Origin of the sequence: Mycobacteroides sp. LB1, from assembly GCF_013449725.1 — a bacterium.
Taxonomy (GTDB): domain Bacteria; phylum Actinomycetota; class Actinomycetes; order Mycobacteriales; family Mycobacteriaceae; genus Mycobacterium.
Genome location: NZ_JACCFF010000001.1, coordinates 1489435 through 1504128 on the forward strand (window position 1 = coordinate 1489435; position 14694 = coordinate 1504128).

Annotated in this window: 13 protein-coding genes; 3 read left to right on the forward strand and 10 right to left on the reverse strand. The window is 62.8% G+C overall.

Annotated elements, in window-relative coordinates:
• Positions 1-25: 25 nt before the first annotated feature.
• The 10 genes from MLB1_RS07360 to MLB1_RS07405 form a co-directional block, all read right to left on the reverse strand.
• On the reverse strand, positions 26-1549 hold the full coding sequence (locus tag MLB1_RS07360; protein WP_180748977.1) for an MCE family protein: 1524 nt from the start codon (positions 1547-1549) through the stop codon (positions 26-28).
• Positions 1549-2715, reverse strand: coding sequence for an MCE family protein (locus MLB1_RS07365; protein WP_180748978.1), 1167 nt, complete (start codon positions 2713-2715; stop codon positions 1549-1551). Before MLB1_RS07365 ends, MLB1_RS07360 begins: the two co-directional genes overlap by 1 nt.
• Positions 2712-4109, reverse strand: coding sequence for an MCE family protein (locus MLB1_RS07370; RefSeq protein ID WP_180748979.1), 1398 nt, complete (start codon positions 4107-4109; stop codon positions 2712-2714). Before MLB1_RS07370 ends, MLB1_RS07365 begins: the two co-directional genes overlap by 4 nt.
• Positions 4106-5164: an MCE family protein gene (locus MLB1_RS07375; RefSeq protein WP_180748980.1), complete on the reverse strand. Its 1059-nt coding sequence runs from the start codon at positions 5162-5164 to the stop codon at positions 4106-4108. The genes MLB1_RS07370 and MLB1_RS07375 overlap by 4 nt, the downstream gene beginning before the upstream one ends.
• Entirely contained in the window at positions 5157-6194 is a 1038-nt protein-coding gene (locus MLB1_RS07380; protein ID WP_180748981.1) for an MCE family protein, read from the reverse strand. Before MLB1_RS07380 ends, MLB1_RS07375 begins: the two co-directional genes overlap by 8 nt.
• Positions 6195-7397 (reverse strand): MCE family protein, encoded by a 1203-nt coding sequence (locus MLB1_RS07385; RefSeq protein WP_180748982.1) that lies wholly within the window; start codon positions 7395-7397, stop codon positions 6195-6197.
• A 7-nt stretch (positions 7398-7404) separates the two neighbouring features.
• Entirely contained in the window at positions 7405-8211 is an 807-nt protein-coding gene (locus tag MLB1_RS07390) for an ABC transporter permease (protein WP_180748983.1), read from the reverse strand.
• A 118-nt stretch (positions 8212-8329) separates the two neighbouring features.
• Positions 8330-9097, reverse strand: a complete 768-nt coding sequence (locus MLB1_RS07395; RefSeq protein ID WP_180748984.1) for an ABC transporter permease — start codon at positions 9095-9097, stop codon at positions 8330-8332.
• Between the two features lie 224 nt (positions 9098-9321).
• Complete coding sequence (locus MLB1_RS07400) at positions 9322-10227, reverse strand: 3-oxoacyl-ACP reductase (RefSeq protein ID WP_180748985.1); 906 nt, start codon at positions 10225-10227, stop codon at positions 9322-9324.
• A gap of 94 nt (positions 10228-10321) precedes the next feature.
• Positions 10322-10513 carry a ferredoxin gene (locus MLB1_RS07405; RefSeq protein WP_180748986.1) on the reverse strand — a complete coding sequence of 64 codons (192 nt, stop codon included), beginning with the start codon at positions 10511-10513 and terminating at the stop codon, positions 10322-10324.
• Positions 10514-10753: 240 nt separating this feature from the next.
• On the opposite strand from MLB1_RS07405, the gene MLB1_RS07410 reads away from it, so the two are divergent.
• From MLB1_RS07410 to MLB1_RS07420, 3 genes are read left to right on the forward strand one after another with little or no spacing between them, the layout of a single operon-like run.
• On the forward strand, positions 10754-11929 hold the full coding sequence (locus MLB1_RS07410) for an acyl-CoA dehydrogenase family protein (protein ID WP_180748987.1): 1176 nt from the start codon (positions 10754-10756) through the stop codon (positions 11927-11929).
• A 30-nt stretch (positions 11930-11959) separates the two neighbouring features.
• Complete coding sequence (locus MLB1_RS07415; protein ID WP_180748988.1) at positions 11960-13057, forward strand: acyl-CoA dehydrogenase family protein; 1098 nt, start codon at positions 11960-11962, stop codon at positions 13055-13057.
• A gap of 10 nt (positions 13058-13067) precedes the next feature.
• Positions 13068-14630 (forward strand): long-chain-fatty-acid--CoA ligase, encoded by a 1563-nt coding sequence (locus tag MLB1_RS07420; protein WP_180748989.1) that lies wholly within the window; start codon positions 13068-13070, stop codon positions 14628-14630.
• Positions 14631-14694 lie beyond the last annotated feature (64 nt).

Here is a 14694-nt window from a genome sequence, read left to right on the forward strand (position 1 = left end):
TCTTCTTGGGTCATATCTTCTTGGGTCATACCGGCTTCGGCCCCAACATCAGATCCGCCCACGTCTCCGCCTCACTGCCACGGTCCAGCGCGGGCGCATAGACGCTTGGCTGATTATTGCCGTCGAGAAAGACGCCGCTCTTCGGATCATAGGCACGGGCGACCATCGGCTCCGATTTCGCTGCCACCGGCGTCGCATCGCCCGCCACCTGCGGCGGTGCCGGTGCCGGCGGCGGCAGCAGTGTCGGTGTACCCGGGTCCGGCTCGGCATCCGGCGGGATGTTCGGGAACTTATTGGGCGGCAGGATGTTCCGAGGATCCTCCACCGGGGTGCCGTACGGTACCGGCGGGCCACGCCACGGGTTAGTGCCGATCGGCACGTATCCGCGCGGATCGCGGCACAGCTGAATGGTCGGTGCCCGCTTACCGGGGAATTCCTGGCACGGGTAGTTCCTGGCACCGCGCACCGCGCTCGGATCGTTCTGTGCGGTCTTGCAGTACATGTCGTTGGGCAGTTCGCGCAGCGTCTCATCGGCCGGGGTGCGCATCAGCGGCGGCGGCACGAAACCGGTCAGGCACGGCGGCGGATCACCCAGGTTCAGCCGGAAGTCCAACTTCGCGCCCTCGTCCATCGGCGCACCACCCGCCACGGTCAACAGCGCCGAGAACAGCGCCGGGAGAATCACCAGTGACTGCTCGATCGACTTGTTGTAGATAACGCCGACACGACCCAAATTGGCCAGGCTCGCCGCGAGGACCGGGAACGACGGACGGATACCCGCGAACAGTTCGGAGGCTTGCTCGGCAGCGCCCGGCGCCACCTTGAGGAACTGCCGCAGCTGCGGATCGGCCTTGACGAAATGATCAGTCAACGCCGCCAGACTGGACACGCCACCGCGGATGTTGTCACCGCTGCGGATCTGGGCGTCCAGCAGCGGCCCCACCTGATCGATCAATTTGGTGGTGCTGTCGTAGTTGGTGTTGGCCTCTTGGATCAGCAGCCGTGATGAATCGATCAGCCGGGAAAGCTCCTGACCGGATCCGTTGAACGCCTTGAATGCCTCGGCCAGCACCTCGCGCAGCCGGGTATCGGCCACGGTGTTCACCAGGCCGTCCGCCTGACGCAACAAGGTGGAGACGTCGGTGGGAATGGAGGTGCGGTCGGTACCGATGACATCGCCGTGACGGAGACTCCCGGCCGCACCCGTGGGAGGCGGGGTCAGATCCACGTACTGCTCACCGATGGCGGACACGCTCTTGACAGCGGCCAGGACATTGCCCGGCACCTTCACATTGTCGTTGAGCCGCATGTTGGCGGTAACGCCCTCAGGAGTCAGCTCAACGTTGGTCACGCGGCCGATCTGCACACCGCGGTAGGTGACGTTCGCGTTCTCGTACAAGCCGCCCGTCGCGACGAATTTTGCCTTTACCTCGTGATTGCCGATACCGAGGGCCGACGGCAACCGCAGATAGAAGATGGCCATCAGGGCCACGCTGATCACCGTTACCACGGCGAAGATCACCAACTGCGTCTTGATCAGTTTCTCCATCAGCGACCACCTCCCTGCGGAGCGGCCGGTGCAGGCAAATCGAACGGGCTGGTCTCCTTGCCGTTCAGGTTGGCCATCGATCCGATCAGCCATTCCGGCGGGTTCACAACGTCGTTGAAATGCTGCATGTTCGGATCGAAGAACGATGTGGTGAAAAGCGTTTCACCCAGGCGCCGTGCGGTCAGATCGAACGTCACGAACACGTTGAGATAGTCGCCGCGCACCGCGTTCCTCAGGTACTTGGTGCTGAACGGGAACGTGGGCAGCAGGTCGAGGGAGTCGATCAATACGTCGCGGTTCTCTGCCAATGCCCGAACCACCGGGTACAGCCCCTTGAGATCGGCGACGAGATCTTCTTTTGCGGTCCGGAGCACCCGGTCGGTGACCTTCGCGAGGTTTCCTACCGAACGGAACGCCTCCACGATATTGGCGCGGTTCTCGTTGAGCACCTTCAGCGCGGGCTCGATCGAATCGATTGCACGCCCAAGGCTTTCCTTGTGCTCAGCCAGGACTCGCGAGAACTTGTCGATGCCCTCGATCGCCGAAACGATGTCACCGCGCTGAGCGTTCAGCGAGGAGATCAGCGTGGCAAGCTTGGGCAGCACCTGGGTCAGGTTCCCGGTGCGCCCCTTGAACATGTTGTAGGCCTCGTCCGTGATGTCTTGTATCGCACCGAGATTGCCCTTGTTCACCACGACGGACAATGCAGACAGCACCTCTTCGGTGCTGGGGTACTTACCGGTCCGACTCAGCGGAATGGTCGCGCCACCCTTCAACCGCCCCTCCGCGGGCTCCGCAGTGGGGGCGGCCAGCTCGATGTGCTGCGAGCCGAGAAGACTGGTCTGGGCGACCTTCGCAACAGCATTGGCAGGCAGCTGGACTTGCGGGCCCAATGCCACCTTGACCGCCGCATACCAAGACCCATCGGGTTTTTGGGCGGCATCGATACCGGAGACACTGCCCACAGTGACGTCGTCCACCATGACCGGGGAGTTCTGCGGCAACGTGGTGACATCGGGTAGTTCGACGGTGATCGTGTAGGAGTGTGAGCCGTGTCCTGCAGTTCCCGGAAGAGTCAGCGAGTTGAGCCCATTGAACTGACATCCGCTCGCGACTACGGCGACACCAACACTGAGCGCCATGCCACGCAATATGTTTCGGCTCATCGTGGCGCTCCCGGAATCATGGGCGTTGCCTGATCCGCCGCTGGAGCTGCGGGGAATCCCGGTGGCACCGGCCCCGGCTCAGCGGGACGCAGTTCTGTACCGGGAGGCGGCGGTGCGTTGACCTCATCGGGCCCGAGCATCAGTGCGCTGAGGTCCTGGGGTGACGGCTTGGGCGGCGGCGGCGCGCCGTTGGGGCGAACCCAGACCAGGTCCTCACGCGGCGCCTCGGACTTCGCTTCGGTCTCGGGGGTGTCGTAGATGATCTGTCCCTTGTACGCCGAGATCTGGTTGATCGGGTGCAGCAGGATCGGGGCGTAGTTGAAGGTCGCGCGGCGCAGCACGGGACCCATCCGTTCACGGCAGATCTCGGCCCGCTTCAGATACTCGGTCTTGGTACCTGTTTCGAACACACCACCGCAGATGAACTGAACCGGATTGGCCAGGTTCGGAATCGAGAGCATTCCGTTCAACGTGCCGGCTGCCGGGTTGTAGATGTTGTAGAAGTTGGCGAGGCCGTTCGGTGCGACGTGGAGGATCTGCTCGACGTCGTCGCTCTGGTCGGAGAAGATCTTCACGAAATCGCTCAGTTTGTTCACCGAGTCAATGAGCGCGGAGTTGGTGTCTCCCAGGAAACCTCGCACATCGGTGAGTGCCTGGTTGAGCGCGCCAAGGGTGGGACCGAGGTTCTCGGTGCTGGCCGCCAGCACCTTGGAGACCGACGCCAGATGGGTGCTGAACTGTACGACTTGCTCGTTGGAGTTCGCCAATGCATCTACCAGCACCTGAAGGTTCTTGATGGTGCCGAACAGATCCGTGCGCGAGTCCCCCAGCCGCCCGGCCGCTTGTGAGAGCTCACGGACCGAATTGCGGAACGAGTCACCGTTGCCGTCGAAAGTGCTGGCCGCCTGGTTGATGAAATCGCTTACCGGACCTTTAGATTCGCCTTGTGGCCCCAAGCTATCGCTGAGCTTGGCCAGTTCGGTCTTGACCTCGTCCCACTCGATCGGGACCGCGGTCTTATCCAGCCCCAACGACGCCCCGTCGCCCAGCGCCGGCCCCTCGGTGTAGGCAGGGGTCAGCTGAACAAACCTGGCACTCACCAGGTTCGGGGCCATGATGATCGCTTGAGCCCCCTGAGGCACCTTGAACTCGTCGGGGATCTCCATGGTGACCTTCACGTCACCTTCACGCGGCTCGACGGCGCTAATGCGCCCGGCCTTCACGCCGAGAATCCGAACATCATCGCCCGGGTACAGCGCGATGGCAGAGGTGAAGTGACCGACGAGTTTGTGCGTCCCGCGGCTGGGCCACACCCAATACAGCAGGCCGCCCACCAGAGCGACGGCAAGCATCGCGAAGGCGCTCCGCTTGAGCCAAGTCTTTGATGCTGTCATGGCGATTTCGGCCTCATCACTTGGCGTTCACCGATCAGACCGTTCAGGTAGTCCGAGAGGCTGGCAGGCAGCTTGCCGGGCTGGAAGTAGGTGTCGAACATGACGGCGGTCAGCGTGGCGGGCGGGAAGCCGTAAACGTTGACATGGAAGCCCGGTCCAGAGGACACAACCTCACCAAGGGCTGTGCCGTATCCGGGTAGGCGTTTGAGTGCCTCGCTGATGTGCGCCTTCCGCTGGAGCAGATCGTCCAGCACCACGCCCAGCTTCTCCATGGTGGGCCGGAACTCTTGGCGGTTATCGGCCACGAATCCGCTGATCTGCTGCGAGAGTCCCTGGACTCGGTTGATCAGCTCACTGATGGCCAGACGTCGCTCATCGAGCGCGGCGAACAGTTGATTGCCGTCGGTGACAAGCTTGTTCACCTGCCCGGCACGTTCGGACAGGATCCCACTGACCGATTTGGCGCGCGCCAATAGTTGTTCGAGCGCGGCATCGCGGGCGTTCAGCGTGCGCGACAGGGAAGCGACACCGTCCAGAGCGCCACGCAATTGCGGTGTGGCATCACGCATCGCGTCGGTAAGGACCTGCAGCGACTGGTCCAGCTGCGCCTTGTCTATCCCCCCAGCGGCTCCGCCCAGGTCGCTCAGCGCGGTGTTGAGCGTGTACGGAGTCGTGGTGCGACCAAGCGGGATCTCGGTGATGCGACCCGACCCAAGCGGGGTGACCGAAACCGATTTCTCGCCCAGCACGGTGCTGGTCCTGATCGCGGCCAGTGACTGGTCGCCGAGATGGATGGAACGATCCACCGTGAAGGTCACACGAACCTTGTTGCCCGTCAAGGACACATTCTTAACTTGACCCACCTTGATGCCCGAGACGAAGACGTTGCCGCCCGCCTCGATGCCTCCGGAGTCCGCGAAATACCCGGTGTACTCCCTGCCTTGCGGCCAGAAGGGCAGGCCCGTGTAGCCGAAGGCGACGAGCACCACCATCGTCACCGCGGCGATACCGAAGATGCCGGTCCGTACCGGATCTTTCTCCCCTATGTCACTCATTCTTGAAGGAACACCTGCCCTTCGATGGGTCGGGCGGTCCACCAAACGGGATCAACCAATCGGTTCCGACGGGTCCGTTGACCTTGATCCGGATGGAGCAGTAAAAGATGTTGAAGAAGGATCCGTAGGCGCCAAGAGCGTTGAGCCGCAGGTAGTTCTCGGCCAAGTTCTCGACGACGACGTTGATATCGGCCTTACGCTCGTCCATCCGGGTGGCCAGCTGGCGCGTTTGTTCGATGGTGCCCTTGATATACGGGCGGGTGTCCTTGAGCACCGATTCCAGCGATGAGGCCGTCGAAGCAAGCGGCGGCAAGGCGCCGGCAATCACGTCGCGTTGTTGTGCCAAGCCGGAGACCAGCTGCTGCAGCTGATCGACGCTCGATGAGAACTGGCTGCTCTTCGAATCGAGGGTGGCAAGCACTTCGTTCAAATGGTTGATCACATCGCCGATCAGCTGATCGCGTTCGGCCAGTCCTGAGGTGAATGAGGAGGTGTCGCCCAGCAATTGGGAAAGCGTCCCACCCTGGCCCTGCAGGATCTGAATGAACGCGTTGCTGATCTCGTTGACCTTCGCGGCGTCGAATCCCTTGACCACCGGCCGAAGTCCGCCGAGTAGCGCATCCAGATCGAGGGCGGGCTGGGTGTGCTCCTTGTCGAGCGTTCCGCCGTCGGGCAGCTTGCGCAGCTCTCCAGGACCTGAGGAGATCTCCAGATACCGGTCGCCGACCAGGTTCTCGTACCTGATGATCGCCCGGCTAGAGCTGTAGAGCTGGTATTTCGAATCGACGTCGAAGGTGACGTCGACATTGTTGTCCCGGCTGAGAGACACATCCTTGACGCGCCCCACCGGGACGCCGGCAATGCGGACCTTCTGCCCGGATCTCAAATCGGATGCCGTGGTGAAGATTGCGTGATAGCGCTTGCCCGCACCGAACCGAAACTCACCGAAGGTGATGATCAGACCCGCCGCCACCAGCAGCATGACCACGGTGAAGACGATGACCTTGACCTGTGTGCTTCTGTTCCTCATTTAGAACTCACTTCGCTTCGCGAAGGAGCCGTTGTAGAGGTACTGCAGGGTGTCGGGAGCGTTGACTTGCAGTTCTTCCACCGGCTTGTACGGGATGTAGGCGTTATCGGTCACCAGGAAGGGCGATCGGTACCAGGAACCGTTCTGCGCCTTCGTCGGAATATTCGGTAGGCCACGGCAATTGGGTCCGCCTGAGCCGTTCACGATGGGCAGGCTGTCCGGATACGTGTATACCGGCGCACCCAACGGAAAACTGTTGCTCAGGAACAGACCTGGCCGAACGCCACCGATCAGCGGTGTGAAGGTCACCAGCGCTTTGGAGATCGCCTGCAGCGTGCAGGGAATTTCCGGCGAGTACCTGCCGAGCAGTGTGGTGGGGGCCCGTAACCGCTGCAGCGCCGCCGTGAGGTCTTTCTCTGCGGGGGCAAGGGTTTCGTATCCGTTATTGCCCAACCCGATGGCGGCCAGCAGCGTCTGCTTGAGGTCCTGCTGCTGGTCGACGATCGTGCGGCTCAGGGTAGGCACATTGTCGAGGATGCGCACGATGTCCTGCGCGGAGTCGCCGTAGATCTGTCCCACCTGCGCGGCCTTCTGGAAATCTTGCTGCAGCACAGGAAGTTTCGGATTCAGCTGATCCAGGTATTGATCGAGCTCAACAAGGCCCTGCCCGAAGTTGTCCCCGTTCCCGCGCAATCCTTCACCGACGGCGGTCAGGGTGGCGTTGAGGTTGACCGGGTCGATCTTGCCGAGCAATCGGGCGAGGTTCTCGAACACGGTGTTGACTTCGAGGGCCACCGACTCGGCGGTCACCGTCGCACCCGGTCGCAGCGATGAATCCGAAGGCTGTTGCGGAGCGAGGAATTCCACCGACTTGGCGCCGAACACCGTGGTACCCGCGATGCGGACAGTGGCGTTCGACGGAATCAACCTGAGGTCTTTGGTGTTGACGGCGAGTTCCAGCTTCGCCTGCTCGCTGGCATAGGTGATCGACTTGACCTTGCCGATCTGCAGGCCATGGAACTTGACCTTGCCGCCCTCCTCCATCACCAGACCGGCCCGCGGCGAGACGACGGTGATGGACTTGGTATCCGAAAAGGCGTCGTTGTAAGCGAAATAGGTCAGCGCGGTGAACCCCACCAGCAGCGCAGCCAACACCGTGCCGGCAAGCCGGACGGATCGACGCGATGAGTCTGCGGATGACATCTGGTCCCTAGCCCGAAAGGTTGAAGTGGCCGGACCCGCCGTACACGGCGAGCGAGATGAACAGGGTGACGAGCACGACCACGATGAGAGAGGTACGTACGGCCTGACCGACAGCAACGCCCACACCGACCGGTCCGCCGGAGGCGTTGAATCCGTAGTTGGTGTGCACCAGCATCACCACCACCGACATGACGATCGCCTGCAGGAATGACCACAGCAGGTCGGTGGGTACCAGGAAGGTGTTGAAGTAGTGGTCGTACACACCCGGGGACTGGCCGTTGATCACCACTGTGGTCGCGCGGGACGCGAAGAACGCCGCCAGCACCGACAGCGAATACAGCGGAACGATGGCGATTAGCCCGGCTACCAAGCGGGTGGACACCAGATACGAAATCGCATGCACCGCCATGGTTTCCAGCGCATCGATCTCTTCGGCAACCCGCATGGCACCGAGCTGAGCGGTCGTTCCGGCACCGATCGTCGCCGCCATCGCGATACCTGCCACCACCGGCGCGATGATGCGCACGTTGAGGAAGGCCGATAGGAAGCCGGTGAGCGCCTCGATACCGATGTTGCCGAGTGAGGAGTAGCCCTGCACCGCGATAACGCCACCGGAGGCCAGCGTCAGGAACACCGCGACGCCCACGGTGCCGCCGATCATCACCAGGGCGCCCGTGCCCATGGTGATCTCGGCAAGCACCCGGATGGTTTCCTTGCGGTACTTCGTCAACGCCGCGGGGATGTAGCTCAGGGACTCCGCATAGAAGAGAGCCTGCGCACCGAACTTGTCGAATGAGCGCCCCAGACCACGCATATACCGAACGGTATAGGAGGTAAGCGTGTGCGTCGAAAGATACGGTCCGGCCACTAGATAGTCGCCTCTTTGCGCAAGTCGCTCATCAGCGAACTTGCTTCTTCGCGCAAGTCGCTCATCAGTGCTTCACCAGGACCCGGACGCCGATGGCCGTCATGACCACATTGATGACGAACAAACAAATAAAGGAGTAGACGACGGTCTCGTTGACCGCATCGCCCACGCCCTTAGGCCCACCCTTGACGGTAAGTCCGCGATAACAGCCGACAAGACCGGCGAAGACGCCGAACAGGAACGCCTTTACCTCCGAGATCATCAGCTCGCCCAGACCGGTGAGCACCGTCAGGCCGTTGATGAAGGCTCCCGGGTTGACGCCCTGCAGAAAGACCGAGAACACATAGCCGCCGACCATGCCGATGGCACACACCAGGCCGTTCAGCAGCAGTGCGACGAACGTCGACGCCAGCACCCGCGGCACCACGAGCCGCTGGATCGGATCGATGCCCAGCACCTGCATCGCGTCGATCTCCTCGCGGATGGTGCGGGCACCCAGGTCGGCGCAGATCGCCGTGGCACCGGCGCCCGCGACGACGAGCACCGTCACCACCGGGCCAAGCTGCGTCACGGTGCCGAAGGCCGTGGCCGCACCGGACAGGTCTGCGGCACCGATCTCGCGCAGCAGGATGTTGAGCGTGAAGGCGACCAGCACGGTGAAGGGGATGGCGACCAAAAGCGTCGGCACCAACGAGACCCGTGCGATGAACCATGTCTGGTCCAGGAACTCCTGCCCCTGGAACGGGCGGCGGAACATGTTCCGAAACGTGGCCAACGACATGGAGACGAAGCCGCCGACGGCACGCGCTGGCGCCGCGAGCTGCTGCTTCAACCTTTGCTCCTGTCTCACACATCGCTGCCTCGCCCGACAACTCGGTTAACGATCGACGTGTACCTACCACGCTGTGAGGCGCATCATATTAACGAGAAAAAATTCTTAGTGTCAATTCATCTATGGGCGGGCAAATCGCACACCGCGTCCACTTTGCGCTGGGATTTTGATGCGATATCTAGAACTGGTTCTATTCCGGATCGCACCGCCACCCTCATCGTTCCTTAATCTTCGACCATCAGTGCGGTCGCCGAAAATGTCCTCTTGGGATCATGTCCAGCAAAGAAATCAGCCAGGGCCGAATTGAGTGCCGACGGATCCCATGCGTCCGACTCTGCGGTGAACTTCGCTTCCACTGTAGGCGCAGCCAGCAGCGTCACGGTCGGCCCGTACACGATGAACAGCTGACCGTTCACGGCTTCGGCGGCGGGCGAGGCGAGGTACCGCACCAGGGACACCACATGCTCGGGTGACAACGGGTCGACAGAACCCTCCGGTGCCTCACCGAAGACGTCGGCGGTCATCGCCGTACGGGCACGCGGGGCGATGGCATTGGCGCGCACTCCGGAGCGGCCGAGGGCACGCGCCGCCGACAACGTCAGCGCGGTGATACCCGCCTTGGCGGCGCCGTAGTTGGCCTGACCCTCCGGCCCCAACAGGCCTGCCTCCGAAGACGTATTAATTAGGCGTCCGTATACGGGGGCGCCCGCGGCCTTCGCTGCATTGCGCCAGTAGGTGGCCGCGTTACGGGTCAGCAGGAAGTGGCCACGAAGGTGCACACGGATAACGGCGTCGAACTCCTCGTCCGACATGTTGAAGAGCATCCGGTCACGGGTGATACCCGCGTTGTTGACCACAACATGCACTCCACCAAGTGATTCGGCGGTGGAGATCAGCTCGTCGGCCGTGGTGCGCTCACCGATATCGCCCGCGACGGTCACTCCCTTGGATCCCACCGCCGCGATCTCGTCGAGCACATCGCTCTTCTCTAGGGCGGGCGCGATGTCGTTGACGACGACCGTCGCTCCGGACCGGGCCAGACCGATCGCCTCGGCGCGGCCGAGACCAGCGGCCGCTCCGGTGACAATGGCGACCCGACCACTTAGATCGGCATCAGCAATCGCGCTCATAGATATATCCCTTCAGTCCATGCTTTCCGGACGCACCCGACCACGCCGGCTCCGTTCGTTCGAACTCAACGGACCGGGTGGTTTACGAATGCCTCTAGTCTTTGCGAATCAATGCGGCGCGCGGGCACTCCGCGATCGCCTGCTCGACCAAATCTTCCTGATCGGCCGGTACTTCCTCCTGCAGGATGACGACATAGTCGTCGTCATCGACGTCGAATACCTCCGGAGCGATCCCAAGGCATACCAAGTTGCCTTCACACCGGTCAGGAACTGCACCGACACGCATAGGAAACCTCCTCATTGGGGCATTCCGACGCTTTCCGACTCTCCGAGCCGACGCCATCGTTCAAACTGGGCTGTATCGCCAGACTACGACACGTGACCGTCGACACAACCCCCGTGACGCCAGGATCGCTGGGCAGGGTTTGTGCAGTGAAGTCGCGTCTGGACTCCCTAGACTAGAACGTGTTACAAATCTTGTGTCAACGTGGGTCACACCTGAGAGCCACGGCAGCGGAGGTCACACATGCACATCGCTTACACGCCCGAGCAGGAAGAGCTGCGCCGCGAACTGCGCGCGTACTTCGACAAACTGCTGACCCCGGAGCGTCGCGAGGCCCTCGCGTCGAATCAAGGTGAGTACGGCAGCGGAAACGTCTACCGCGAGACCGTTGAGCAGATGGGCGCCGATGGCTGGCTGGCCCTGGGCTGGCCCAAGGAGTTTGGCGGCCAAGGCCGTTCGGTGATGGATCAGCTGATCTTCACCGATGAGGCCGCCGTCGCCGGTGCCCCGGTGCCGTTCCTGACGATCAACAGCGTCGCGCCGACCATCATGCACTTCGGCAGCGAAGAGCAGAAGAAGTTCTTCCTGCCCAAGATCGCTGCGGGACAGCTGCACTTCTCCATCGGTTACTCCGAGCCTGGCGCGGGCACCGACCTCGCCTCACTGCGTACATCGGCGGTCCGCGACGGTGACGACTACGTCATCAACGGCCAGAAGATGTGGACCAGCCTCATCGAGTACGCCGACTACATCTGGCTGGCGGTGCGTACCAACACCGAAGTGAAGAAGCACCGTGGTATCTCGATGCTCATCGTGCCCACTACCGCCGAGGGCTTCTCGTACACCAAGGTGCGCACCATGGCCGGACCCGGCACCAGCGCCACCTACTACCAGGATGTGCGCGTACCGGCGACGAGCCGGGTTGGTGAGGAGAACGCGGGCTGGAAGCTGGTGACCAACCAGCTGAACCACGAGCGTGTCGCACTGGTGTCGTCGGCACCAATCGTCACCGCGCTGCGCGAGGTCCGCGAGTGGGCCCAGAACACCAAGGGCCCGGGTGGCCGAATCATCGATTCGGAATGGGTTCAGCTGAACCTGGCCAAGGTGCATGCCAAGGTCGAATACCTCAAGCTCATCAACTGGGAACTGGCGTCCACCACCGCCGCCCCCTCCCCCGCCGACGCCTCGGCTACCAAGGTCTTCGGTACCGAACTTGCCACCGAGGCCTACCGCCTTCTCATGGAGGTTCTCGGAACGGCCGCAACGCTCCGTCAGGGCTCCCCGGGCGCGCAGCTGCGCGGCCGCGTCGAGCGGATGCACCGGGCCTGCTTGATCCTCACATTCGGCGGTGGCACCAATGAGGTTCAGCGCGACATCATCGCGATGACCGCACTCGGCCAGCCTGCCGCGACACGCTAGCTCTTACAAACTAGAAGGGCTCCACACACTATGGATTTCTCCCTTACCGAGGCACAGACCGACCTCGCCGGCCTGACTCGCACCATCGCGTCGGCGGTTAGTACGCCGGAGCGGCAGAAGGAACTCGACAAGCAGGACAGCCGGTTTGACTGGCAGCTCTGGGCCAAGCTCGCCGAGGCGGACATCCTGTCCACCGCGGCCCCCGAGCCTGTGGGCGGTGGCGGTTTCGGTGTTCTGGAGCAGTCGTCGATTCTTGTCGAACTGGGCCGCGAACTGGCTGCCGTGCCGTACCTGGAGTCGGTGGTGCTGGCTGCAGGCGCACTCGCCGCCTTCGGGTCCGAGGCGCTACAGAATGATTGGGCCGCACCGGCTGTCGCCGGCAAGAAAGTACTGACGATCGCGCTCGACGGCGAGCCGGGCGAGGGCCCGGTGGCCGCGCGTACCGAGGGCGCAGGCTACGTCCTGACCGGCAATCGCACCTTGGTGCCGTTTGGGGTGGAGGCCGATGCTTATCTGGTGTCCGCCGAGACCGAGACCGGTACCGCGGTCTTTCTTGTGGCCGCCGACGACGCCGGCGTCACCCAGGAGACCCTGGACACCACCGGTAAGGACAGCTCCGCGGAACTCATCCTGTCCGAGGTCCCCGTCTCGGCCGATCGCAGGGTCGGCGGAGAGGCAGTGGTTACGTGGCTGCGACAGCGGGAGTCCTTGGGCCACAGCGCTTACCAGCTCGGCGTGCTGGAGCGGGCCCTGGAGCTGACAGCCGACTACGCGCGTACCCGCGAGCAGTTCGGTAAGCCGATCGGTGGCTTCCAGGCGGTGGCACAGCGACTGGCCGACGGGTACATCGACGTCAAGGGGCTGCGACTGACCTTGTGGCAGGCCGCATGGCGGGTGTCCGAGGACCTGCCCGCCGATGTCGACGTTGCGACGGCGAAGTTCTGGGCTTCCGATGCCGGGCACCGTGTCGCGCACACCGCGGTACATGTACACGGCGGTGTCGGCATCGACGAAGACCATCCGATACATCGCTACTTCCTGGCCGCGAAGCACGGCGAGTTCGCGTCTGGTAGCGCGACGGAGCAGCTGCGCCGCATCGGGCGTGAGCTCGCCGACACCCCTGCCTAGTATTCCAGTGGTGAGCCTTCCCCCGGGGGACCCAGAAACGACGGTCACTCAGCTGCTGTTGGGCTTGGCCGATGTCGAGGACCGGGGGTTGCACTTCGAGGGTTCGTTCACGTCGTGGCGTGATCATGTGGCCGAAAGCCGCCGTCTCGCATCCGTACTGCGTGCACGTCTGGATCCGGAGAAGCCGCCGCATATCGCTGTCCTGCTGGAGAACACCCCGACCTTCTCGTATCTGTTGGGCGCCGCCGCACTCGGCGGCCTGGTGTTGGTGGGGCTCAATCCCACCCGGCGCGGCACGGCACTGCAGCGGGATGTTGACCTGGCCGACTGTCAATTGATACTCACCGACTCCGCGAGCTCGGACCTGCTGGACGGCGTCGACTACGTCGATATCGATTCCCTCGCTACAGAATTCCGGGCATCCACGGCGCCCTTGGAGATCCCTGATGTGCTCCCGGGTGATCTGTTCATGCTCATCTTCACCTCGGGCACCAGCGGCGATCCCAAGGCCGTCCAGATCACGCACTCCAAGGTGGCCTCCGCGGGAATCATGCTGTCCTCGCGGTTCGGCCTCGGTCCCGCAGACGTCTGCTATCTGTCGATGCCGATGTTCCACTCCAATGCGGTACTCGCGGGCTGGTCGGTAGCGGTCGCGGCGGGCGCGTCGATTACTTTGCGACGCAGGTTCTCCGCATCCGGCTTCCTCGATGATGTGCGCAAATACGGTGCAACGTATGCCAACTACGTCGGCAAGCCGATGTCGTATGTGCTGGCGACACCGGAACAGCCCGACGACGCCGAAAACACTCTAAAGATCATGTACGGCAACGAGGCGGCATCCGGAGATACCGACCGATTCGCCAAGCGGTTCGGCGCATTTGTCGTCGACGGATTCGGATCGACCGAGGGCGGGGTGGCCCTCGGTTGGGCACCCGGCACTCCGAGCGGCGCGATCGGGCCACTCACGCCAGACGTCCAGATTCTTGACATCAACAACGGAAAATCCTGCCCCCCTGCGATTTTCGATGACAGCGGCAAGTTGATGAATGCCGCCGAGGCGACCGGCGAGCTGGTGAACGTTACGGGGCCCGGGCGGTTCACCGGCTACTACAAGAATCCCGAAGCCGACGCCGAGCGCATGGTCGACGGCAAGTACCGCAGCGGTGACCTGGCGTATGCCGATGAGAACGGCTACGTGTATTTCGCCGGACGACTGGGCGATTGGTTGCGTGTCGATGGCGAGAACCTGGGCACCGCTCCTATCGAGCGGGTGCTCCTGCGCCATCCCGGCATCACCGAGGTCGCCGTCTACGGCATACCGGATCCGACCGTCGGGGATCAGGTGATGGCGGCGCTTGTCGTCGATTCGGATTTCAACCCTGGCTCGCTCGGTGAATTCCTAGCCGCCCAAGAGGATCTCGGGCCCAAGCAATGGCCGTCTTATGTGCGAGTTGCCGAGTCACTGCCACGAACCGCGACCTTCAAGGTGATCAAACGACAGCTGTCCGCCCAGGCGCTGGAGACCGGCGATCCCGTCTGGACGTTGACGAACGGCACCTACACGCCCCACTAGCCCACTTTCCTTCCGCCGAGTGTGTGGATCCGGTCGAAATCTCTCCGAAAATCGACACAATCCG

Excerpts from the sequence above, each read along its gene's own strand:
- MLB1_RS07405 (WP_180748986.1), bottom strand. The coding sequence starts at position 10,513 with ATGCGTGTCGGTGCAGTTCCTGACCGGTGTGAAGGCAACTTGGTATGC.
- MLB1_RS07380 (WP_180748981.1), bottom strand. The coding sequence starts at position 6,194 with ATGAGGAACAGAAGCACACAGGTCAAGGTCATCGTCTTCACCGTGGTC.
- MLB1_RS07390 (WP_180748983.1), bottom strand. The coding sequence starts at position 8,211 with ATGCGTGGTCTGGGGCGCTCATTCGACAAGTTCGGTGCGCAGGCTCTC.
- MLB1_RS07360 (WP_180748977.1), bottom strand. The coding sequence starts at position 1,549 with ATGGAGAAACTGATCAAGACGCAGTTGGTGATCTTCGCCGTGGTAACG.
- MLB1_RS07385 (WP_180748982.1), bottom strand. The coding sequence starts at position 7,397 with ATGTCATCCGCAGACTCATCGCGTCGATCCGTCCGGCTTGCCGGCACG.
- MLB1_RS07400 (WP_180748985.1), bottom strand. The coding sequence starts at position 10,227 with ATGAGCGCGATTGCTGATGCCGATCTAAGTGGTCGGGTCGCCATTGTC.
- MLB1_RS07365 (WP_180748978.1), bottom strand. The coding sequence starts at position 2,715 with ATGAGCCGAAACATATTGCGTGGCATGGCGCTCAGTGTTGGTGTCGCC.
- MLB1_RS07375 (WP_180748980.1), bottom strand. The coding sequence starts at position 5,164 with ATGAGTGACATAGGGGAGAAAGATCCGGTACGGACCGGCATCTTCGGT.
- MLB1_RS07415 (WP_180748988.1), top strand. The coding sequence starts at position 11,960 with ATGGATTTCTCCCTTACCGAGGCACAGACCGACCTCGCCGGCCTGACT.
- MLB1_RS07370 (WP_180748979.1), bottom strand. The coding sequence starts at position 4,109 with ATGACAGCATCAAAGACTTGGCTCAAGCGGAGCGCCTTCGCGATGCTT.
- MLB1_RS07410 (WP_180748987.1), top strand. The coding sequence starts at position 10,754 with ATGCACATCGCTTACACGCCCGAGCAGGAAGAGCTGCGCCGCGAACTG.